The organism is Micromonospora cremea (genome assembly GCF_900143515.1).
Classification (GTDB): Bacteria; Actinomycetota; Actinomycetes; order Mycobacteriales; family Micromonosporaceae; genus Micromonospora; species Micromonospora cremea.
Genome location: NZ_FSQT01000001.1, coordinates 2,327,250 through 2,348,308, shown reverse-complemented (window position 1 = coordinate 2,348,308; position 21,059 = coordinate 2,327,250). Strand labels below are relative to the sequence as shown.

The 21,059-nt window shown below is 69.3% G+C and carries 18 protein-coding genes and 1 pseudogene; 13 read left to right on the top strand and 6 right to left on the bottom strand.

The genetic code is table 11. The features are described 5' to 3' along the window. Positions 1-36: 36 nt before the first annotated feature. Both BUS84_RS38990 and BUS84_RS10790 read right to left on the bottom strand, forming a co-directional pair. The gene (locus tag BUS84_RS38990; protein ID WP_074311016.1) at positions 37-789 is read right to left on the bottom strand and encodes a hypothetical protein; all 753 of its coding nucleotides are present in this window, start codon (positions 787-789) and stop codon (positions 37-39) included. Positions 790-1,016: 227 nt separating this feature from the next. After that, positions 1,017-1,676, bottom strand: a complete 660-nt coding sequence (locus BUS84_RS10790) for a hypothetical protein (protein WP_074312476.1) — start codon at positions 1,674-1,676, stop codon at positions 1,017-1,019. A gap of 349 nt (positions 1,677-2,025) precedes the next feature. Here BUS84_RS10790 and BUS84_RS10785 point away from each other — a divergent pair, with 349 nt between their 5' ends. Next, positions 2,026-2,715 carry an IS6 family transposase gene (locus BUS84_RS10785; RefSeq protein ID WP_074311014.1) on the top strand — a complete coding sequence of 230 codons (690 nt, stop codon included), beginning with the start codon at positions 2,026-2,028 and terminating at the stop codon, positions 2,713-2,715. A gap of 481 nt (positions 2,716-3,196) precedes the next feature. On the opposite strand, the gene BUS84_RS10775 is transcribed toward BUS84_RS10785, so the two are convergent. After that, positions 3,197-4,621, bottom strand: coding sequence for a M1 family metallopeptidase (locus BUS84_RS10775; protein ID WP_208869570.1), 1,425 nt, complete (start codon positions 4,619-4,621; stop codon positions 3,197-3,199). 728 nt (positions 4,622-5,349) lie between these two features. Between BUS84_RS10775 and BUS84_RS10770 the strand changes: the two genes are divergently transcribed. Beyond that, positions 5,350-5,667, top strand: coding sequence for a hypothetical protein (locus BUS84_RS10770; protein WP_084757332.1), 318 nt, complete (start codon positions 5,350-5,352; stop codon positions 5,665-5,667). Positions 5,668-6,015: 348 nt separating this feature from the next. Here BUS84_RS10770 and BUS84_RS10765 read toward each other — a convergent pair whose 3' ends face one another. Then, positions 6,016-7,131 (bottom strand): MerR family transcriptional regulator, encoded by a 1,116-nt coding sequence (locus BUS84_RS10765; protein ID WP_074311010.1) that lies wholly within the window; start codon positions 7,129-7,131, stop codon positions 6,016-6,018. 428 nt (positions 7,132-7,559) lie between these two features. Here BUS84_RS10765 and BUS84_RS10760 point away from each other — a divergent pair, with 428 nt between their 5' ends. The 3 genes and pseudogenes from BUS84_RS10760 to BUS84_RS38195 all read left to right on the top strand — a co-directional run. Then, positions 7,560-8,330 (top strand): GNAT family N-acetyltransferase, encoded by a 771-nt coding sequence (locus tag BUS84_RS10760; protein ID WP_074311008.1) that lies wholly within the window; start codon positions 7,560-7,562, stop codon positions 8,328-8,330. A gap of 25 nt (positions 8,331-8,355) precedes the next feature. After that, on the top strand, positions 8,356-8,580 hold the full coding sequence (gene infA / locus BUS84_RS10755) for a translation initiation factor IF-1 (RefSeq protein ID WP_074311006.1): 225 nt from the start codon (positions 8,356-8,358) through the stop codon (positions 8,578-8,580). A 1,028-nt stretch (positions 8,581-9,608) separates the two neighbouring features. Continuing rightward, positions 9,609-9,899: pseudogene (locus BUS84_RS38195) on the top strand (glycoside hydrolase family 2 protein); the annotation flags it as partial. A 212-nt stretch (positions 9,900-10,111) separates the two neighbouring features. Here the strand turns inward: BUS84_RS38195 and BUS84_RS10750 are convergent. Then, a complete protein-coding gene (locus BUS84_RS10750; RefSeq protein WP_074311004.1) occupies positions 10,112-10,807 on the bottom strand; it encodes an NAD(P)-dependent oxidoreductase in 696 nt (231 codons plus the stop codon). Between the two features lie 66 nt (positions 10,808-10,873). Here BUS84_RS10750 and BUS84_RS10745 point away from each other — a divergent pair, with 66 nt between their 5' ends. From BUS84_RS10745 to BUS84_RS10710, 8 genes are all read left to right on the top strand, one after another. Then, positions 10,874-11,458 (top strand): TetR family transcriptional regulator, encoded by a 585-nt coding sequence (locus tag BUS84_RS10745; protein ID WP_084757331.1) that lies wholly within the window; start codon positions 10,874-10,876, stop codon positions 11,456-11,458. A 149-nt stretch (positions 11,459-11,607) separates the two neighbouring features. Continuing rightward, positions 11,608-12,828, top strand: coding sequence for an MFS transporter (locus BUS84_RS10740; protein WP_208869569.1), 1,221 nt, complete (start codon positions 11,608-11,610; stop codon positions 12,826-12,828). A gap of 136 nt (positions 12,829-12,964) precedes the next feature. After that, positions 12,965-14,644, top strand: a complete 1,680-nt coding sequence (locus tag BUS84_RS10735) for an ABC transporter substrate-binding protein (protein ID WP_084757330.1) — start codon at positions 12,965-12,967, stop codon at positions 14,642-14,644. Positions 14,645-14,650: 6 nt separating this feature from the next. Continuing rightward, positions 14,651-15,607 (top strand): ABC transporter permease, encoded by a 957-nt coding sequence (locus BUS84_RS10730; protein ID WP_074311000.1) that lies wholly within the window; start codon positions 14,651-14,653, stop codon positions 15,605-15,607. Further along, entirely contained in the window at positions 15,604-16,491 is an 888-nt protein-coding gene (locus BUS84_RS10725) for an ABC transporter permease (protein ID WP_074310998.1), read from the top strand. The genes BUS84_RS10730 and BUS84_RS10725 overlap by 4 nt, the downstream gene beginning before the upstream one ends. Continuing rightward, positions 16,488-17,549 (top strand): ABC transporter ATP-binding protein, encoded by a 1,062-nt coding sequence (locus BUS84_RS10720; RefSeq protein WP_074310996.1) that lies wholly within the window; start codon positions 16,488-16,490, stop codon positions 17,547-17,549. The genes BUS84_RS10725 and BUS84_RS10720 overlap by 4 nt, the downstream gene beginning before the upstream one ends. Further along, entirely contained in the window at positions 17,546-18,547 is a 1,002-nt protein-coding gene (locus BUS84_RS10715) for an ABC transporter ATP-binding protein (RefSeq protein ID WP_074310994.1), read from the top strand. Before BUS84_RS10720 ends, BUS84_RS10715 begins: the two co-directional genes overlap by 4 nt. After that, the gene (locus BUS84_RS10710; protein ID WP_074310992.1) at positions 18,544-20,334 is read left to right on the top strand and encodes a gamma-glutamyltransferase family protein; all 1,791 of its coding nucleotides are present in this window, start codon (positions 18,544-18,546) and stop codon (positions 20,332-20,334) included. Before BUS84_RS10715 ends, BUS84_RS10710 begins: the two co-directional genes overlap by 4 nt. Here BUS84_RS10710 and BUS84_RS10705 read toward each other — a convergent pair. Then, positions 20,331-21,011, bottom strand: a complete 681-nt coding sequence (locus BUS84_RS10705; RefSeq protein ID WP_143728318.1) for a GntR family transcriptional regulator — start codon at positions 21,009-21,011, stop codon at positions 20,331-20,333. The two genes, BUS84_RS10710 and BUS84_RS10705, sit on opposite strands and share 4 nt — an antisense overlap. Between the last annotated feature and the right edge of the window lie 48 nt (positions 21,012-21,059).

Sequence of the window (21,059 nt, the reverse complement as noted above, 5' to 3'; positions counted from 1 at the left end):
GAGTTCCAGGACTGCAATCTCATCCTGCAGTTGGAATCAACGAGCCAGAACAGCGAGCCACACCCCAACCTCGCGCTCTGTTTCCTTGGCCGTCTTAGCGAGATCACCGACCTTGGTCTTGCTCTCCATTTTCTCCGCGAGTGCGTCGAGTTGACGCAACGCGTACGCCTGGGTGTCTGCGATCGTCACGGACGTGGCCTGCACCTTCGACCACGCGACCTCGGAGACCCGGCCCACATGCTCCCGGATGGTCATGGCCTCCTTGATGGCGGAGGCGGCCCCGTCCATCTTCGCCAGCACGGCGTCCCTCTGCGCGCGGCGCACGTCGTCGAGCTTCTCGTCGATCGTGGTGAGAAGCTGGGTGATCTCGTTCATCTCATGCTGCCTCGCGAACTGCGCCATGATCCCCGCGGCACCAGAAAGAAGCGCCGGGTTGGTCACAAACGATCCCGGCCCGTTCTCGATCTGGAGCCACCTACTGATCGAGCCCGGTTTCCCCAACATCGCATGGCTGACGCCTCGCGTCTTGGTCTTCATCAGCCCGAACTCATTGACAAGCTGCGCGGATTCCTTGGTCAGCTTCACGTACCGACCTGAGTTGGCGGCAATCTTGGAGGCTGCCTGTGCGACTCCAGCCCCGGCGCCGAGGACAGATCCGAGCCTGTCCAATCCGAGATCCTTCGACAATGACAGCAGTCCGACCGAGTCGAGGAAGCGCTCGACAGCCGTCGGGTTCCCGATGACCGCCAGGCCATCGCCGTCACTGATCAGCTCAATCTCGTCATCCATCGTCGGCTCCTCGGCTGACGTAACCGGCAATCCAGAGTGGACCCCTGATGTGAGGTGGCCTGCGGCTCTCAGTGATCATCTTGTTGTCTAGCCAAGTCGATCACAAGTGAAGAGCCGCAGGCATGCTGGTGTCCCGACCGAGGGCGACCGACGCGGCCACGCAGCCGCCGAGAACCGGGGCTTGCCGGCCGCGACGTTGCTGGCTGTGGGGTCTGGCGATCCTGCCGTCAGACCGCCGGCTCTGGAACGGACCGGCCGGGGCGGGTGTCACGCGAGGGGCGAACCGGCGCGGACGGGGCTCGCCAGAGTGCCACGGCGAGCCATCCGCACCCGGCGGCCATCAGGACGCCGTGCCCGATGCGCCCGGCCTCGCCGACGAAGAACTGCGGGAGGAACAAGGCGAATCCGGCACCGAAGAGCACCCCGCTGAAACGACGCGGGACGCCGGCCCGCCAGACCGCCACGGCGGCCCACACCGCGCCGACGGCCAGCAGGACGAGTCCGACGCTGAAGGTGGTGATGGCGGTCGGGTGGTAGCGGATGCTCTGGGCGAGATCAAGCAGGTCCAGCTGCTGTCCGTCCGCCACCTTGGTGGCGATCGTGTTCAGCGCGAAGTCCTCCGCGCCGTAGTACGGCAGAGTCAGCCCGGCGCCGATCCACATGATGACCGCGGCGGTGCGGTCGACGTGGAGCAGCGCCAGCGGGACGAGGATGAACCCGATCATCGCGAAGAGATGGGTCGCAGCCCACCATGGCGAGGACATGGCATGCAGCGCACCGGCCGCTGTGGACTCGTCGGCCCATGGCCGCAGCGCCGGGTAAAGGAAGAACAAAACTCCGGCCGCGATCAACGACGCGGCGGCGAGGCGGTTGCGGGAGAGGGGCATGGCGGTCTCCTGGGGCGAGGCGATGATGCTAACCGAGATAGCCATAAAGCTAAGGCGCTTAGCTGTCGCCGTCAAGGCCTGCGCGCCGCCGCAGCCGACCGTCGTCCCGGCATGACCACCGCCCCGGTCCTACGCAGCCCTCGTTGACAGGCCTGAGATGCGTCAGGCAGGGGTTGTGCCAGGCCGCGAAGCCGGTCAGGCCAGGTCGCGCAGGGGACTTCGCCGGCTCGCCCGCAGGTTGTCGCCGCCGGCTGCCGGCAAGTTGGTTCAAAGGGCACCGTTGCATTGAGCGTTGGCATGATCGAGGCAGGATTGAGCAGTGAAGTCATCGACCCGCTCTCGCCCGTGGTTGCCTCCGACGTCGGCGTTCGCCGGGTTCCGGTTCCCGACCGAGGTGATCGTGGTCGCGGTCCGCTGGTATTTGCGCTTCAACCTCTCGTATCGCGACGTGGAGGAGCTGCTGGTCGAACGTGGGGTCGAGGTCGATCACGTCACCGCCTACCGGTGGGTGCAGCGGTTCACCCCGCTGCTGGCCGACGCCGCCCGATTCTCCCGCCACTCACCAGGCGACAGGTGGCATGTCGACGAAACCTACGTCAAGGTCAACGGCGTGTGGCGGTACGTGTACCGGGCGGTCGACCAGTATGGGCAGGTCATCGCCGTGCTCGTCTCGGCCCGCCGGGACGCCGGCGCCGCCCGGCGGTTCTTCCGACGCGCGCTGTCGACGTTGAAAGTGACACCCAGCGAGATCGTCACCGACGCCGCCGCAGTCTACCGTGCCGTGCTCGACGAGCTGATCCCGTCCGCGTGGCACCACGTCGAGCAGTACGCCAATAATCCGATCGAAGCCGATCACAGCCAGCTCAAACACCGGTTGAGACCGATGCGCGGGCTACGAACAGGCAAGACCGCACAAGTGATCATCGCCGGACACGCCTTCATGCAGAACCTGCGCCGCGGACACTACGAACTCGCCATCGACACCCCGCCCGCTCTGCGGGTCGCAGCGGCGTATGCCGAACTCGCCCAAGCGATCTGACCGCCCACCCGGCACGGGCTTAACGCGTCTTCCGATCCCACAACGCAACGGCACCTCCTTGCGCTCGCGGCGGGCTGCTCGGTCCTGGTCGAGGCCGCGCAGTACGTCCTGCGGCTGGACCGACTGTCCTCTGTGGACGACATACTGCTCACCGCCGCCGGCGCCGGGCTGGCCGCGCTGGCGTCGCGCCGCTGGTGGCGCGCCACGGCTAGAGCGTCGTCAGACCGACCTCGATCGGCCATGGCACCGGGACGCTGAGCCGCCCACGGTACGCCAGTCAGCGGCCCTGGGTGGTGGCCGAGGCGTACAGGCAGACGGCCGCGGCGGTCAGGGATCGGTCCAACTGTCCGGGCTGTTGATGTTGGTCAACGCCGGGCCGGCGCCGATCACCGTTCGCACGGTTCAAGCAGAGCGGCAGTCCGCACTTCAAGGCCTGGGTAGGGCCCCGCGACCGAGACGGTCGCGAGCCCCACACCCTCCGTCACCAGGTCGTGGGCTTGCCCTTCTGGAATAGCCACACATCGAAGAAGGCGGTGAGGTTCTGCCCGGACTCCCGCTCGGAGAGGGCGATGAAGTCGGCCGTTGCGGCGTGGCTGTACCGGTGGCTCGCCGCCCACTCGCGCAGGATGCGGAAGAAGGTGTCGTCGCCGACCTTGCCGCGCAGCGCGTGCAGGGTCATCGCGCCCCGGTTGTACGGGATGTTGCTGAACATGTCCTCGGGACCCGGGTCGGCTAGGACAATCTGCCAGAACGGCGACGACGGGGCCCGACCGTAGTTGCTGCTGCTGTTGAAGGTCTGGCTGACCGACGCGCCGCCGTTGTACTCGGTGTACATCCACTGGGCGTAGGTGGCGAAGCCCTCGTTGAGCCATATGTCCGACCAACGTTTCGGGGAGACGCTGTCGCCGTACCACTGGTGGGCCAGCTCGTGGGCCATGGTGCCGACGCTCGCCGGGCTGGAGAAGATCGGCTTGGTCTGGGTCTCCAGGGCGTAGCCCACGTCGGGGGCCCGGTCGATGATCGCCCCGGTCGAGGCGAAGGGGTACGGACCGAACCTCGTGGAGAAGAAGTCGATCATCCTCGGGATCTGTGCCACCGCGGCGGCGGACCCGGAGACCTGCCGTGGGTCGACCGCGACGTAGACCGGGATCCCGTTGGGCGTGGTCGACTCGGTGACCAAGAAGTTGCCGATGGTGATCGTCGCCAGGTAGGTGGCCATCGGCTCGGTCGAGTCCCAAGTGAAGGTGGTCCAGCCGTCCCGGGTCTCCCGGGACAGGAGCTGGCCGTTGCCGACGGCGGTGAGCCCCGCCGGCACCCTCGCGGTGAACCGGAAGGTGGCCTTGTCGGTCGGGTGGTCGTTGGTAGGTAGCCAGGTGGGCGTGCCCTGGGGCTCCCCGACGACGAAGGCGCCGTCGTCGGTGGGCACCCAGCCTTCGATCGACCCGTCGGGGTCGGTGATCGGGCCCGGTACGCCGGCGTACCTCACCACCACGGTGAACGTGTGCCCGGTCTTGAGCTTCGGACGCGGGGTGACGATCAATTCCTGACCGCCTCGGTTGAAGTCGTGCGCATGCCCGTTGACCGTCACGGCGGAGATTTCCGGACCGCGGAAGTCCAGGTTGAACCGGTTGAGGTCCCGAGTGGCGATCGCGGTGATGGTGGCGGTGGCATCCATGAATCGGGTCGCCGGGTCGTAGGAGAAGTTGAGGTCGTAGTGCTGGACGTCGTATCCGCCGTTGCCCTGTTCGGGGAAGTACGGGTCGCCGACGCTCGCCGCACCGGCCGAGTACCGGGGGGCTCCAGGGGTGCCAGGTGCTGCGCCGGCCGCGGCCGGTGCCACCACCGACCCGACAGCCACCAGGACGACCGTGGCCAGCGTGGCACCGCGCAGGTGTGGGACTGTCATGTGAATCCTCTCCATTGGACTGCCACGGCCGTGCTGGCCACCAGATGTGTACGCCCTATCCACCCGCACTGGACGCGTGTGCGTCAAGGTCTGCAGGCCACCTCGCCTTCACCGTTCATGCGAATGCTGGCAAACCAGGGAGGGACACCAGGTCTAGTCTTGCCACCTCGCCTACCTGAGAGCCCACCTGTGAGGAGCTGACGGCGAGCCGGTGCCAGCAGGCTCCCGACCGCCGCCGGAGCACGGCCCGCGTGCTTCGGCACCTGGGTCTTTGCGGTGTTCTCGTCGCGCTCCGCCGTCCGGCAGGCCGATCGCAGCGCCGGCGACATCACGCACACCCGCCACTGACAGTCGTTTGCGCAGGTGCATTACCAACATGACCTGCTAACCCGCTCGCCACCGAGCTGACTCAATCTGCCGCCGCCAACACCGTCATGGGCCAGCAACAACTAGACCGGCGGCGTCGGCGCCACCACGTGCACGTGAAACGACCAGCCCGTCGTCAGCGCCACCTGAAGATGTGCTGCCCGGGCACGACGGCGCTACGCGCCGCCAGGCGCTACCGCACATCCACGCAAGGTCATTTTCGGATTAGACAGCCGGCAGGCGGCCGTGTCGTACTCCGCTTGATCCGTTACACGGTGGCTTCAACTGATACGTGACGCTTCGCCAGCGCTGGGCCGAGGCCCGCGAGCCCGAACTTCCGCGAGCTACGCAACGATGACCCGGTGGACGAACAGCCCGTCTTTACTGACCCGTGGTGGGACCTGCGCCGGGGTGGCCCCGCCGAACAACGACAGCGTGAAGCACTGCACGCCGAACTTCTGACCGAGGTGGCCGCCGGCCACCCCCTACACAACCAACCCGTCGAAGTCATCGGTAGGTCCGAGGCTTCAGACGACATCGTTGTGGAACTGACCTCTGGGGGCTGGGCCCTCGTCCACCTCACCTGGAAACGGGCGGCCGATAGACCATCCTGGCCCACCACCACCTTCTACAGCACCATCAAGGCCCTCGAAGAGGACATCCACGAGCCAGACTGGTAAAGACGAACGAAGACCATCTAGCCGAACATGTCACGGATCACCCGGCGCTGATCCGTAACGGATCAACTGGAGCCCGACATGCCGGCAGGCGGCCGTGTCCTCCGTCGACTGATACGCGACACACGTCAGCCAACTGATCTGCGACATGCGCGCGGATCGCGGCATGAGCGTGCCCCGAATCCGCGCGTCGCTCTCTCATGCAGCTCATGAGCTGGGCCGACAGGTCCAAGCTCGACCTGTACGGCAAGGACGTCCAGGTTGAGCACGCAATGGAGGCCAAGCGTCCCCGCGGCAGTATTTGCTAATCCCGGTGGTCCGCTCTCTGGCGGCGTTCTCGCGCACGGTGGTTCAGGCTACGAGCAGGCGGAGGCCGAGCTCTGCCGTGTCGAGGGCGATAAGGTCGCGGTTGCGCTCGGCCCACCGGCCTGAGGAAAGGTCTTCGCGGAGTGTGCTGACTGCCCGTTGCTCGGCCTGCGGTCCGACTCTGGTCCATACCGAAACCGCGCGGCGTACATGTTCGTCCAGGTATGCCTCAGGCCGGCGCCAGTGTGCCTCGAAGAAGCCGTCAGCGCAGTCCCATGGGACGAGCACCGGTTCCGCGCGTCCTCCGATCGCGCGGGTTAGGTCGGCAAGGGACGGCCAGCCGATGAGAAGGTCTGCGAATTCAGGCAGGTAGTCGCGGGTGAGCCAGAACCGCTGACGCCAGCCGGTGTCATCGGCGTCGTACGTGAACACCACCACGCGGCGGGACACACGCTGCATCTCCCGCAGCCCGGCGACCGGGTCCGGCCAGTGATGGACGGTGCTGACTGCCATCGCGGCGTCGAAGGACTGGTCCTCGAACGGCAGACTCTCCGCAGCGGCGGCCACGCACGGCGCCGCGCCCACGGGACGCTGCGCCCGCATGACCGCCGACGGTTCCACCGCCGTGACGTCGCGGTCGGGTGGTTCGTAGGAGCCGGTGCCAGCCCCGACGTTCAGCACCGTTCGTGCGTCCCCCAGCGCATCCCAGATGCGCGCGGCGATCCGTGGCTCGGTGCGCCGCGTCGCTGGGTAAGCGGATCCGATGGCGTCGTACAACTGCGCGCCGAACACTTTCAGTTGCTCCTCTGGCGTCGTCCTGATTCCCATTGCTCGTGCCTCCAGTTCCCTGTCTATTGCCGTCACCATGGCAGCAGCGCGGTCGCGCTGGTCCATCAGCAGGCCGCGCAGCCGGCACAGGTGCGCGACTGCGTCGGTGGTCGGATCGTCAACCAGATCCGCGATCTCCCGCAATCCGAAGCCGAGCCGGCGGTAGGCGAGCACCTCCCGGAGTCGCTCCACATCGCCCGGGGAGTAGGCCCGGTGCCCAGCCGCGGTTCGCGTGGACGGCTCCAGGAGGCCGATCTCGTCATAGTGATGCAGTGTGCGGACGCTGACGCCGGCCAACTCCGCCACACGCCCCACGGTCAGGTGCTCCTCCACGTCACCGACTATGTGGCATGACGCCGCGTGAGGAGCAAGCGCTTAGCTGCTGACATGATCGAGTTTCCGCTCATCGGCATATCCGCGTCTGCGGGCCCGCGCCGTGGCGCCGTGTGGTGTACGGACGGCAGACTGGCTCACCAGACTGTGGCGACGGCAGGCCGACCGCGATCTGCCGCGCGATGGCCGTGGGACACGGCCGTTCGCCCTTTGATCATGAAGAGGTGCAGCATCGCACACTCGCTGGAAATGGTTGGACGGTGCGACGCGCCGGCTGGTAGCTTCCCTTGAGCCGTGACACTGACCGAGGAGGTGAGACCCGTGAACGTTGTATCGATGTGGGTGCTCCCCTCGCCGTCACGGGCCGGCCACTGACGTAGGTGTCGCCGGGAGCGCCCTAACAAGGCGATTCCGAAAGGCACCAACCTATGAATCCTGTGGAATTCAGCCACGCCGTGCTGATTTCGCGCGTCGCGTCCGGGCAATGGCATGCGCTGGAGGACGACCTCGTAGTCGGCCGCGGCGAGGCGTCGCGCCGGCCCGACGGGCGGATGTTCGTCAGTATCGACGCCTGGCACGGCGTGGCCTTCGACCGGCTGGCCGAGGCCATGCTGGCGGCTCTGCCGAGGCAGCTGCACACGGTAGTCGACGAGGCCGACCTCGACCTGACCGCCCGGTGGCAGCGAGCCGGCTTCACGACACGGCGTCGGGAGTGGGAGTATGCCGTACCCACCGACCCCCGCGCCACGGGCCTCGACTCGGCTCTGCCACCGCCGGACGTGACGATAAAGGCCTTCGGCCGTGCGGAGGAGGCCCCGCTACGCGCCCTGGACCGCACGATCCGCGACCAGGTGGATGCCGGCCCTGGATGGCAGGACATGCCGGCCGAAGTTCTGGCCCTTCCCGTGCTCGACCCGTCGAAATACGCCGTGGCGGCGCAGTCCGGCCAATACGTGGGTCTACTGCGGGTAGCGATGGTGACCCGGCTGCCACGGATAGGGCTGATCGCCGTCCGGGCCGACCGCCAACGCCGCGGCATCGCCCGGGCGCTGCTGGCCCACGCACTGGGCGGGCTGCACCGCATCGGCAAGGAAACGGCCTCGGCCGAGGTGACCGAATCTAACGTGGCCGCCACGGCGCTGTTCGAGGGCATCGGCGCCCGGCGCACCGGCAGCAACCTCGAACTGGTCCTCCGCTGACCGCGAACGAGAGGAGTCGCTGACCATGGCGAGAACATCAAACGGCATCGAACTCGAGGGCACCGTCCTCGAATGCCTGCGCAACGCCACTTTCACGGTGGAGCTGCAGAACGGCCACAAGGTGCTGGCCCACATCAGTGGAAAGATCCGTAAGAATTACATCAAGATCCTCCCGTACGACCGGGTGCTCGTAGAGCTGAGCCCCTACGACCTGACCCGAGGCCGAATCCTCTTCCGCTACCGCAGCTAGCCTCGTCCCCAGCGGTGCGGGCATCCCGCCTCCCGCCGGTCGCCCGCACCGCTGGATCCCCTGACATGATCGGGTGACGTCGGTGGATCCGTGAACCCGGTCGCGGTCGGGGTCGTGGTGGCAGTGAGTTCGCGCAGGGGGCAACCCGCAGGAGAGGACACTGCCATGAACCTTCGCCGAATCGTCGCCTCGGCCGGGATTCGCCCAGCCCGAATGGAATATCCGCTCTTCTTGGGCGGATAGCGGTCTGGACTTCTCGTACGTTTCGGGATGGCGACCGGGTTCCTACGCGCCACCATGATCCGTCGCAGATGGTCAATATGCACGCACTCTCATCGGCAGATGCGGATGCGCCACACGATCGGTGCCGGGTCGTTGGTAACGGAACGTCACGACGGCCGCCCCGTTCCTGTGGGTCTCGCTGAGTCCGCTGGTCGGCTCGCCGGCGGTTGAAGCGTCGGACGTCCTGCCGTGCGGTCACGCCGCGGGTCCTCGAACGTGACGGGGTGGTGTGACCATGCCCAGGCCGCACACGACCGCCCTGACGCCGGTCGGAACCGTCACCGAGCACGATGGGGAGACCCTCAGGGATCAAGGGAATGCGCTGGCCGCCCAGCGCCTGGTGAGCGTCCTTGCAACGCGGACGCCGGCGATCTGCTCAGCATCGAGGTTGAGGCGGGCATCCCGGCGCCGCGGAGGCCTACCTCGCCCTTCTCGAAGCGCAGAGGCATCCCGACCTGGCGGCGACGCTGTACGCGTACGGCCGGGAACCGGGAAGAGTCTGCCCGTTCCCGCCTGAGCCGCTGCCGGTGAAGACGAGGAAGGGCAGGAGGAGGATCGCTGAAATCTCGAAGGCACCGCTGAAATTTGCACCGAAAAGAATCTTGACGCACTGAAGCCTCCGGTGAGAACCGACAACCGAGCCGGGGCCCTCGTACCCGGAGTGAATGCGCGCTGACGACTGCTGTGCACGGGCGGTGACCCACCGCCCGTACACAGCGTCGCGCTTCGGCTAGCGGGCGCTCAACGACCTGCCAGCGGCCCGACTGTCGACGTCGACCGGCGTCGTACGCGTCATCGATCGCCGGTCCACCGTCACCACGACGGTCCGCAACCAGGGCCGCACGGTCGCCGCCCTGGTCCGGCTCGCCGTGCGCGACGAGCGCGGGGAGCGGGTCCTGCCGGCCCGGTACGACGACAACTACTTCTGGCTCCTGCCGGGAGAGACCCGTCAGGTGCAGATCTCCTGGCCCGCGCGGCCGGGTCTGGGCCGCAAGGTGAAGGTGACGGCTCAGGCGTACAACTCGGCCGGCAGTTAGGAGTCCGCGGTGGGAGGCGGCGCCCGGGGCCGCTTCCCACCGCAACCGCGGACAGCCCGGTGGGTGTTGTGGGCGCGATACCTCTGAGGTATACCGCTCGTTGACGAACTCGCCGAGCTCGTCAACGCTTCCACGGCAGGGAGCAGACGGACCGGCGACCACCAGCGGATGCCGCGCACCGAGCCGCGCCCCGGTAACCGCCTGCTGGCGCGTCACTTCTTCCTCATGACGGCCTCGCGCCAGATCAGACCCGCGATACTCGGCCGGACCTCGGTGGTGATCACCGCCATCGCCCGCCGGACGAACCGGTCGTCGGTCAACTGTGCCACCATGCTCGCCGCCAGATCCGCGCGGGCCGTGAACAGGCCGTCCGCGACGTTCTCCGTCACCTGGTAGCGCGTGGCCGCCGGGTGGTCGAACAGCCCGGACGGCCGCACGATGGTCCAGTCCAGGTCGCTGTCGCGAACGAGGGACTCCATCCGACGCATGTCCTCGTGCGCGGTGCGGCCCACCCTGCGGTTGAACAGTGGATCCAGCACGTTGTTGAAGAAGAATTCGCCGGTCGGTCGCCAGGTGGGATCCATGACGCTGGAGCTGACCGTGACCAGGCGCTTCACCCCGTGACGGTGCATGGCGGCCACGATGTTCGCGTTGCCCTCTGAGTACACGGTGATCGGCTTCGGGGTGAGCGGGACACCCAGGCTGGACAAGACGGCATCGCTGCCGGCGACGGCCCGGTGGACGGCGTCCGGGTCCGCGACGTCGGCGCCGACCACGGTGAGGCCGGTGCGGGGCTGGACGTTGTGCGGGCGGCGGGTGACCGCGACGACCTCGTGGCCCGCGGCCAGGGACTGCTCGGTGATCTGGCGGCCGGTGGGGCCGGTGGCGCCGAAGACGACAGTGCGCATGTTTTCGCTCCTCGTTGCGGGGTTGACGGCGTTGACCGTGCCACCGGGGGAGAGCATTATTCAATCGTGTTGAATAAAACCCGGGGTCGGCCGCGAGGCAATCCCGATACCAAGGCCCGCATCGCCGAGGTCGCCCGCGAGCTGTTCCTGAAGCACGGTTATCCGGGCACGACGGTCCGGGCGATCGCCGTCGCGGCGGGCGTCGACTCGGCGCTGATCAGCTACCACTTCGGCTCCAAGCAGGGCCTCTTCAGCCAGTCGTTGACCCTGCTGTGCGTCGATCCCACCGCTCTCGACCAGGCTCTGCGGGGTGATCAGGCCGGCCTGGCCGAGCGCCTGCTCGACTCGGTCACCGGCCTGTGGGACGCCACCGCGCCCGCCGAGAACCGGATGGCGGTGCAGGACGACGACACGATGCGCGCCCTGCGTGACTACCTGGACGGTGAGCTGCGCCTCCGCATCGCTGAATTTCTCGGCGGGCCCGATGCGACGCAACGCGCCACCGCCGCGGTCGGCGTGCTGGGTGGGCTGATCTTCACGCGGTACCTGAACCCGATCCGTTCGATCGGTGGGCTCTCCCCGGCCGACGTCCGGCGCGTCTTCGGGCCGGCGCTGCGGGCCGCCCTGTACGGCCGACCCCGCCAGCCGTGAGCCCCGGCGCCACCTGATGAGGGCGTTTAGGGGTGTTGCCGCACCTGGGTCGAGGGCCACGACTCATGCTGCACCGGGGGACGGGAGCCGCGACGGGAGGGTGCGGGCGGCGCCGGTCGCAGCAGGGTCCGAGCCCGGAGGGACTGATCATGTCCAACGCCGATGGCGCAATGGCACGGTCCAGTTCCACCTCGGGCGCGGTGCGGGTCGCGTTCGCGTTCTGGATCACGCTCGTGGGCACCACCGTGCCGACTCCGCTCTACCCGCTCTACGAGATGGAGTTCGGCTTCTCGTCGTTGACCGTGACCGTGGTCTACGCGGTGTACGCGCTCGGCGTGGTCGTCGGTCTGCTGGTCTTCGGCCGGCTCGCGGACCAGATCGGCCGCCGGCCGGTCATTCTCACCGCACTGGTCCTCTCCGTCGCCGCCGACGCGGTGTTCCTGGCCGCCGTGGACCTGGCGATGATCGTCGTGGGCCGACTGCTCGCGGGTCTCTCCGCGGCACTGGTCATCGGTGCGGCGACCGCGGCGCTGGCCGAGCTGATCAGCCCGCGGCATCCGAGGCGAGCCGCCACCGTGGCCATCTTCGCCAACCTGGGTGGTCTCGCCACCGGCACCATGCTGTCCGGGATCGTGTCGGACGTGGCGCCCGATCCTCTCCGGCTGCCCTGGGCCATCGTGCTGGCCCTGGCGGTGATCGCGATCATCGCGATGGTCGGAGTGCCGGAGACGGTGGCCCAGCGTTCCCCGATGACCCTGCGACTTCAGCGGCTGCGCATACCGCAGGAGATCCGGGGCGACTTCGTCCGCTCCGCGATCACCGCAGGCACAGGCTTCGCCGCACTCGGAGTGCTCACAGCGGTGAGTGGGTTGTTCCTCGGCATGGTCCTGCACGAGACCTCGCACACCCTTGCCGCGCTGGTGGTCTTCCTGGCCTTCGCCGGTGCGGCGTTCGGTCAGCTGCTGACCCGCGTCCTGTCCTCACGCGCCGCGCTGGCCAGCGCCTGCTGGGGCCTCATCGTGGCGGCCGGCCTGCTCGCCTACAGCATGTGGATGGCGGTCCTGGCGACCTTGATCATCGGCGCGTTGATCAACGGGGTCGCGTCCGGGGTGGCGGTCGGAGACGGCATCGCGACGATCACGATGAAGACCGCTCCGCAGCGCCAGGCCGAGGCGGTGTCGACCTACTTCGCCATCCTGTTCACCATGCTCGGCCTGCCGGCGATCGGGGTCGGCCTGCTGATCCAGGTCGTCGGCCTGCGCCCCGCCGGCGAGGTCTTCAGTGCGGTGGTGGCGGTGCTCGCGGTGGTCGTGCTGCTCAGCCTGGTGCGGAATGGGCGGGCCCACCCCGAACCGCGAACCGCCGGCTGACCCGGGCTCGCAGGCGCCGCCCGCGATCTGTCCACGATGCCCGGCGGCCGGGTGGCCGAGAGGCATCCATGGAGGTCTTGCGTGGGTCATCGTATACAACATACGCTCCCCGAATCGCCCACTCGAGGAGCTCCCCATGACGAACCTCTCCCTCAGCGAAACGAGCCTGCCCCGGCGCCGTTCACTCCGGGCCGCGGTGGCGGCGGTCGCTGTTGCCTGCGCGGTCGTTGCCTGCTCACCGGTGTCGAACGACGGGGGCGGCGGCAACCAGTCCGACGACAACCAGTCGGCAGGCCAGGATTCCTTCGGTACGCCGGCAGACCCCGCTGCCGTGAAGCAGGGCGGCAAGCTGCTCATCGCCCTCTCGGCAGAACCCGACGCGCTGGACCCGACACTGTCGCGCAGCCTCTACTCCCGCTACGTCTTCCAGGCGATGTGCCAGAAGCTCTACGACGTGAACGAGCAGGCGCAGGTCGTACCGCAGCTGGCGACCGCCCTGCCCACCACGAGCAGCGACGGCCGGACGGTGACCATCCCGCTGCGCCAGGGCGCCCGCTTCGCGGACGGGACGCCGTTCGACTCCGCCGCGGTGAAGGCCACACTCCAGCGACACCTGACCAACGCCCGGTCGGCGCGCAAGAGCGAACTCGGTCCCATCGACGGCGTGGACACCCCCGACGCGCAGACCGTCGTCCTCCGGCTCAAGCAGCCGTTCGCGCCGCTGCTCGGCGCGCTCGCCGACCGCGCCGGCATGATCATGAGCGCCAAGGCGTTGCAGAGCCTCGGCGACGACTTCGCCACGGCGCCGGTCTGCGTCGGACCCTTCAAGTTCGCCAAGCGGGTGCCGCAGAACTCCATCGACGTCGTGAGGGACCCGAACTACTACGAGGCCGACAAGGTCCACCTCGACGCCATCTCGTGGCGCATCCTCAGCGACGCCAGCATCCGCGCGGCCAACCTGCGCTCCGGCGACGCCCAGGTCGCCGACAGCATCTCCACCCAGGATGTCGCCTCCCTGCGGCAGGACGCCTCGGTCTCGGTCCTGCAGTCGCAGTCCCTCGGCTACCAGGGCCTGACGATCAACATCGGCAACGTCGACGGGCTCGGCAAGGCACCCAAGCCGATCAACCGCCCCCTCGCCCAGAACGCCAAGGTGCGACAGGCCTTCGAGCACGCGATCGACCGAAAGGCGCTGGTCGACGCCGTCTTCAACGGCATCCACACCGCCGCCTGCTCACCCATCTCTCCCGCCAGCCCGTTCTCGTCACCCGAGGCGCAGACCTGCCCGGCGCACGATCCCGCCAAGGCCAAGCAGCTCCTCGGCGAAGCGGGCGTGCAGACGCCGTACACGGTCACGATGCTCGCGTCGAACACGCCCGACACGCTGCGCCTCGCGCAGGCGCTCCAGTCCATGCTCAAGGACGGCGGATTCGATCTGAAGATCAACCCGGTGGAGTACTCCTCCCTCCTCGACGAGCAGGACCGCGGCAACTTCGAACTGCTGCAGCTCGGCTGGAGCGGGCGGATCGACCCGGACGCCAACATCACGAACTTCGTCGGCACCGGCGCGAGCCAGAACGTCGCCGGCTACAGCAACCCGCAGCTCGACACCCTGCTGACCCAGGCCCGCCAGTCCGGCGACATCGAGGAGCGTAAGAAGCTGTACGGGCAGGCGGTCACGCTGCTCCAGCAGGACGACGCGCTGATCTACCTCTACCGGCAGCGCAACCTCACCGCGGTCAGCAAGCAGATCCAGGGCCTGCAGGTCTTCCCGGACGGCGTGATCCGCGCGGCCTTCGCCGGTTTCACCAAGTAGGTCGCGGTGGCCCGGTATCTCCTCACCCGCGCCTGGCAGTCGGCGCTGACCCTGCTGTTGTCGACGATTGTGGTGTTCTTCGGTGTACGGGCTCTCCCCGGCGATCCGGCCCTCGCGCTGGCCGGGGAGGACCGGTCGCCGGAGGCGCTGGAGGCCATCCGTCGGCACTACGGTCTCGACCAGCCGCTGCCACTGCAGTTCGCGCAGTACGTGGAACGCATGGCGCAGGGCGACTTCGGGGTGTCGATCCGCACCGGTACGCCGGTCTCGTCGATGCTCACGACCGCCCTGCCGGTGACCGTCGAACTCTCCGTCCTGGCGATCCTGCTCGCCACGGCGCTCGGCGTCGGCGCCGGGGTGCTCGCGGCGGTACGCCGCGGGCGCCCGGCGGAGTGGGTGGCCAACGGCATGGCCCTGATCGGCCTGTCGGTGCCGCACTTCTGGCTCGGGCTGCTCGCGATCCTGTACCTCTCCGTGGCGACCGGGCTGTTTCCCGCCTCCGGCTTCGTGCCGATCCTGGAGGATCCGGTGGACAACCTGCACCACATCGTCCTGCCGGCGGTGATCCTCGGGACCGGTCTCGCCGCCATCATCATGCGGCAGACCCGGTCGGCGATGCTGGACTCGCTCTCCTCGGACTACGTACGGACGGCGAAGGCGAAGGGTCTCCGGCCGCGAGCCGTCATCACCCAGCACGCCCTGCGAAACAGCCTCATCGTGGTGGTGACCGTCGTGGGCCTCCAGCTCGGGGGCCTGATCTCGGGCGCGGTCGTCACCGAGCAGATCTTCGGACTGCCGGGCTTCGGCAAGATGACCATCGACGCGGTGTTCCAGCGGGACTACCCCGTGATCCAGGCCGTCGTCCTGCTCACCGCAACGGCCTACATCGTGATCAACTTCTTCGTTGACCTGCTCTACTCGGTCATCGACCCACGAATCCGGGTGACGGGAGATCCGGCATGACCGTCCTCACCGTTCCCATGGCGGAGACCGGTCCCGCCAGCATCACCCGGCGTACCCGCGTTCTGCGGCGGTTGCGACGCAACCCGCTCGCCGTCGTGAGTTTCGTCGTGCTCGCGCTCGCCGCCGTCATCGCGCTGCTCTCGCCGTGGCTCGCCCCCTACTCCGTCGACCAGACCGACTTCGCCCGCACGTTCGCGCCCCCCGGCACCCCCGGCCACCTGCTCGGCACCGACGACCTCGGTCGGGACGTGCTGTCCCGGATCATGCTCGGGGCGCGGGCGTCGCTCCAGGTGGGACTCCTCGCGGTGGCCACCTCCCTGGTCATCGGAGTCCCGCTCGGTCTCGCCGCCGGTTACTTCCGCGCCTGGGACGCCGTGATCTCGCGCTTCACCGACCTGCTGCTCGCGTTCCCGTTCCTGATCATGGCGGTCGGGTTGGCGGCCATCCGGGGCGCCAGCCTCGGCAACGCCGCCGTGGCCATCGGCATCGCCCAGATCCCCGGGGTGATCCGGGTGGTGCGTTCGGACACGCTCCGGCTCAAGTCGCTGGACTTCGTCGCCGCCGCCGTCGTGGACGGCGCGAGCGACCTGTGGGTGCTCGCCCGGCACATCCTGCCGAACGCGACGTCGGTGATCCTGGTGCAGGCGACGGTCGCGATCCCGGCCGCGATCCTGGGCGAGGCGGTGCTCTCGTTCCTCGGCCTGGGCATCCAACCCCCGGCACCCAGCCTGGGCACCATGCTGGCCACCGCCCAGCAGTTCGCCGCCCGAGCCCCGTGGGCGGCGGTCCTTCCCGGCGTCGTGATCATGGGGCTGGCGCTCGCGTTCAACGTCTTCGGCGACGCGCTCCGGGACGCCCTCGACCCGAAGGGAGACCGGGGATGACCACGGCCGAACGGGCAGGAGCCGCCGCGGCGGTCGCCACACCCGTCCTGGCGGTACGCGACCTCTCGGTCTCGTTTCCCACCGAGACCGGAACCGTCTCGGCGGTCGACGGGGTCAGCCTGGATCTCGCGTCCGGGGAGATCGTCGGGATGGTGGGCGAGTCGGGGTGCGGAAAGAGCGTCACCGCGATGAGCATCGCGGGCCTGCTGCCCGGCAGCGCCCGGGTGTCCGGCTCGGTGCGGTTGAACGGCACCGAGCTGGTCGGCACCCGCGAGTCGGCGCTTCGGCGCGTACGCGGCAAGGAGATCGCCTACATCTTCCAGGAGCCCATGACGTCGCTCAATCCGGTGCTCACCGTCGGGCGTCAGATCGGCGAGGTGCTCCAGATCCACGAACGGATGTCCCGGCGAGCCGCCCGGGCCCGTGCCGTCGAACTGTTGACGCTCGTCGGGATCCCGTCCGCCGCGAAACGCGTCGACAACTATCCGCATCAGCTCTCCGGAGGCATGCGCCAGCGCGTGATGATCGCGATGGCGGTGGCCTGCGGCCCCAAGGTGCTGGTTGCCGATGAACCGACCACCGCGCTGGACGTCACGGTCCAGGCCGGCATCCTCCAGGTGCTCCGGGACTTGCGTGACCGGCTCGGCACGAGCATTCTCGTCATCACGCACGACCTCGGCGTGATCGCCGACATCGCGGACCGCGTCGTCGTCATGTACGCCGGGCGGGTGGTGGAGCGGGCCCCGGTCACCGACCTGTTCGCGCACCCGTACCACCGGTACACCGCCGGGCTGCTGGCGGCGTCGCCGACGCCGGGGAGACACGCGGGCACCGACCGGTTGCAGGAGATTCCCGGTCTGGTGCCCGTCCTGTCGGTCCAGCCGGACGCGTGCACCTTCGCGGACCGGTGCCCCGCCGCCGACGCGCGGTGCCGCGAGTCCGCGCCGCCCCTGGAGGTGGCGCGGGCCGGCGGCACACTCGCCGCGACCGAGCACCTCGCGGCATGCTGGCACCCCTGCCCGCAACCCCGGACGCAACCCGAGGAGGCGAACCGATGACGGCCCAGCCGGACGCGCTGGAACTGCAGGACCTGGTGATGCACTTCGGCCCGGTACGCGCCGTGGACGGGGTGTCCCTCACGATTGCGAGGGGTCGGGTCACGGCCCTGGTGGGGGAGAGCGGCTCCGGGAAGTCGACGGTGGGCCGGTGCGTGGTGCGGCTCGTGGAACCGACCGCGGGTGTGGTCCGGATCGCCGGGACGGACGTCACGCACCTGTCCCGGCGACAGCTGCGCCCGCACCGCAGTGAGGTGTCGATCGTCTTCCAGGACCCCGCCGCGTCACTGGACCCGCGCATGCTGGTGGGCGAGGTGGTGGCCGAGCCGTTGCGGCTGTCCGGGAAGCGGATCCCGCGGCGCGACCGGGAGGCCCGGGTCGCCACGGAGCTCGAGCGGGTGGGCCTGCGCGCCGAGGTGGCGCGCCGGTACCCCCATGAGCTCTCCGGCGGGCAACGCCAGCGGGTCAGCATCGCCCGGGCCCTGATCTCCGAGCCCCGGTTGCTCATCGCGGACGAACCGACGAGCGCACTCGACGTGTCGGTGCAGGCGTCGGTGCTCAACCTCCTCGCCGATCTGCAACGCGACATCGGGTTCGCCTGCCTCTTCATCACCCACGACCTGTCCGCCGTCGAGTACCTGGCGGACGACATCGCCGTCATGTACCTGGGCCAGCTCGTCGAGAAGGGTTCGCGCGAGCGGATCTTCGCCCGGCCCGCCCACCCCTACACGCAGGCGCTGCTGTCCGCAGCGCCGGTGGCCGACCCGGTCCGTCAACGGCAGCGTCAGCTGGTGCTGCTCGGCGACGACCTACCGTCCGCGCTGGATCCGCCGTCCGGCTGCCGGTTCCGCACCCGGTGCCCGCTCGCGTTCGACCGGTGCGCGGCGGAGGTGCCGGCACAGGTGGGAATCGGCGACGGCATGGCCGCGTGCCACCTGGTCCAGCCGGACGGCAGCGGGCCCGACGTTCGGGCCGCACACACGAGTGAGGTTCTGTCATGACGTTCACCACCAGACCGACGCTGCAGGGAACCTTCGGCATGGTGTCCTCGACGCACTGGCTCGCCAGCCAGGCGGCCATGGGGATCCTGGAACGCGGCGGGAACGCCTTCGACGCCGCGGTCACCGCCGGGTTCGTCCTGCACGTCGTCGAACCACACCTCAACGGGCCGGGCGGCGAGGTGCCGGCCATCGTGGCGACCGCCCAGGACCCGACCCCGAAGGTGCTGTGCGGGCAGGGGCCGGCGCCGGCCGGTGCCACCATCGCGCACTTCCGGTCCCTCGGAATGGACCTCATTCCCGGGTCCGGCCCGCTCGCGGCGGCCGTGCCCGGCGCCGTGGACGCCTGGCTCCTCCTGCTGCGCGATCACGGCACGCTCTCCCTGGACGAGGTGCTGGAGCCGGCGATCGGCTACGCCGGCGCCGGCCACCCACTGGTGGGCCGGGTCGGGGACACCGTGGCGGCCGTCCGGTCGCTGTTCGAGGAGCACTGGCCCACCTCCGCCCAGCTCTGGCTGCGCGGCGGCCGGCCCCCCGCAGCGGGGGAGCTGTTCGCCAACCCGGCCTACGCGCGCAACCTGCAGAAACTGGTTCAGGCCGGGCAGGCGGCCGGCGCGGACCGGGAGGCGCAGATCGAGGCCGCGCGGCGGGCCTGGAGTACGGGGTTCGTCGCCGAGGCGATCGACCGGTTCAGCAGGGAGCCGTTCCAGGACTCCAGCGGGAGCCCGCACGCCGGGCTCGTCACCGGCGCCGACCTGGCCGCCTACTCGGCAACCTGGGAGGAACCGGTCACCCTCGACTGGCACGGCTACTCGGTGGCGAAGACCGGTTTCTGGGGTCAGGGCCCGGTGCTGCTGGAGACGCTGTCCGTCCTCGACGCGCTCGACGACGCCAGCGCGTACGACCCGTCGACCGCCGCCGGCATCCACGCCCAGGTCGAAGCGCTCAAGCTCGCCTTCGCCGACCGCGAGGCCTGGTACGGCGACGGCGCCGACGTGCCCGCCAAGGCGCTGCTCTCCCGGGAGTACGCGCGGGAGCGGGCAGCCCTGATCGGCGCCCGAGCGTCAGCCGAGCTGCGACCGGGGCGTCCCGACGGGGCGGAACCGCACCTCCCGGCCCACGTCCGACCCGGTGTCGTCCGTCGTGCCGACCCGACGGACCCGACGACGGGGGAGCCGACGGTCCAGGCGGACGGGGTGACCCGCGGCGACACCTGCCACGTGGACGTGGTCGACCGCTGGGGCAACATGATCTCCGCTACCCCGAGCGGTGGCTGGTTGCAGAGTTCGCCCACCATTCCGGACCTCGGCTTCCCGCTGGGCAGCCGGCTGCAGATGTTCTGGCTGGAGGAGGGTCTCGCCTCGTCGCTCGCTCCGGGTCGGCGACCGCGTACCACGTTGAGCCCGACGATGGTGCACCGCGACGGGGAGCCGGTCCTGGCGTGTGGCACACCCGGCGGCGACCAGCAGGACCAGTGGCAGCTGCCGTTCCTGCTCCGCCACCTCGCCGGCGGCCAGTCCCTTCAGGAGGCCATCGACGCGCCCGCCTGGCACACCGTCAGCCTGCCGGGATCGTTCTACCCGCGCACGATGGAGCCCGGTGTCCTCGTGGTGGAGGACCGTTTCGACGAGGACGTGCTGGCCGCGCTGCGGGCGTACGGGCACGAGGTGCGGCTCTCCGACGCGTGGAGCCTCGGTCGGCTCTGTGCGGTGACCCGGGACCCGGGCACGGGCGTGCTCGCTGCCGGCGCGAACCCGCGGGGCATGCAGGGCTACGCGTGCGGCCGTTAGCGGGCGCCGTAGCCGCCCTCGGCGTTCTCGTAGGCGGCCGCGGATGCCGCGTCGAGATGGGCGAGGGCGGCCCGCTCGGCGCGGTCGCCGTCACCTGACTCGATGGCGTCGACCAACTGGATGTGCTCGGCCCACGAGTGTGGTGCGCGTTCGGCGGCCCCCAGCCGAAAGACCCACTGGACATGGAGGTACAGCGCCTTGGCGATCGACGACAGCCAGGGATTACCGCTGATCTGGAGGATCCGCAGGTGCAGGGCGCTGTTCAACTCGGCGACCCGGCGCAGGTCCCGCCGCTCCGTCGCCTCTCGGCCCTGCTCCAGCAGCATGCGCAGGGCGGCCACGTCCGCCGCGGTCGCCCGCTCGGCCGCCAGCCGGGCGGCCAGTGCCTCCAGGCGCTCGCGGACGACGAACATGTCCGAGATGGTGCCGCTGCTCGGGGAGGCGACGACCGCACCGCGGCGGGGGAGGATCACGACGAAGCCCTCGGCCTCCGCGACGCGCAGCGCCTCGCGGACCGGGTTGCGGGAGACGCCGAAGTCTTCGGCCAGCCGGTCCTCGGTCAGCCGCTCTCCGGGCAGGTAGTCGCCGTCGATGATGGCGGTCCGCAGGGCGGCGAGGACCTGGTCGCGTAGCGGCAGGTGTTGAGCGCCGAGCTTGTCCCGCAGATCTTCAGCCACCTGGATCGCCTCTCCGTGAATCGTCCGGGGCAAAGTGTATACGAAGAA

Excerpts from the sequence above, each read along its gene's own strand:
- BUS84_RS10775 (WP_208869570.1), bottom strand. The coding sequence starts at position 4,621 with ATGACAGTCCCACACCTGCGCGGTGCCACGCTGGCCACGGTCGTCCTG.
- BUS84_RS10790 (WP_074312476.1), bottom strand. The coding sequence starts at position 1,676 with ATGCCCCTCTCCCGCAACCGCCTCGCCGCCGCGTCGTTGATCGCGGCC.
- BUS84_RS10710 (WP_074310992.1), top strand. The coding sequence starts at position 18,544 with ATGACGTTCACCACCAGACCGACGCTGCAGGGAACCTTCGGCATGGTG.
- BUS84_RS10715 (WP_074310994.1), top strand. The coding sequence starts at position 17,546 with ATGACGGCCCAGCCGGACGCGCTGGAACTGCAGGACCTGGTGATGCAC.
- BUS84_RS10750 (WP_074311004.1), bottom strand. The coding sequence starts at position 10,807 with ATGCGCACTGTCGTCTTCGGCGCCACCGGCCCCACCGGCCGCCAGATC.
- BUS84_RS10760 (WP_074311008.1), top strand. The coding sequence starts at position 7,560 with ATGAATCCTGTGGAATTCAGCCACGCCGTGCTGATTTCGCGCGTCGCG.
- BUS84_RS10740 (WP_208869569.1), top strand. The coding sequence starts at position 11,608 with ATGTCCAACGCCGATGGCGCAATGGCACGGTCCAGTTCCACCTCGGGC.
- BUS84_RS38990 (WP_074311016.1), bottom strand. The coding sequence starts at position 789 with ATGGATGACGAGATTGAGCTGATCAGTGACGGCGATGGCCTGGCGGTC.
- infA (WP_074311006.1), top strand. The coding sequence starts at position 8,356 with ATGGCGAGAACATCAAACGGCATCGAACTCGAGGGCACCGTCCTCGAA.
- BUS84_RS10725 (WP_074310998.1), top strand. The coding sequence starts at position 15,604 with ATGACCGTCCTCACCGTTCCCATGGCGGAGACCGGTCCCGCCAGCATC.
- BUS84_RS10735 (WP_084757330.1), top strand. The coding sequence starts at position 12,965 with ATGACGAACCTCTCCCTCAGCGAAACGAGCCTGCCCCGGCGCCGTTCA.
- BUS84_RS10720 (WP_074310996.1), top strand. The coding sequence starts at position 16,488 with ATGACCACGGCCGAACGGGCAGGAGCCGCCGCGGCGGTCGCCACACCC.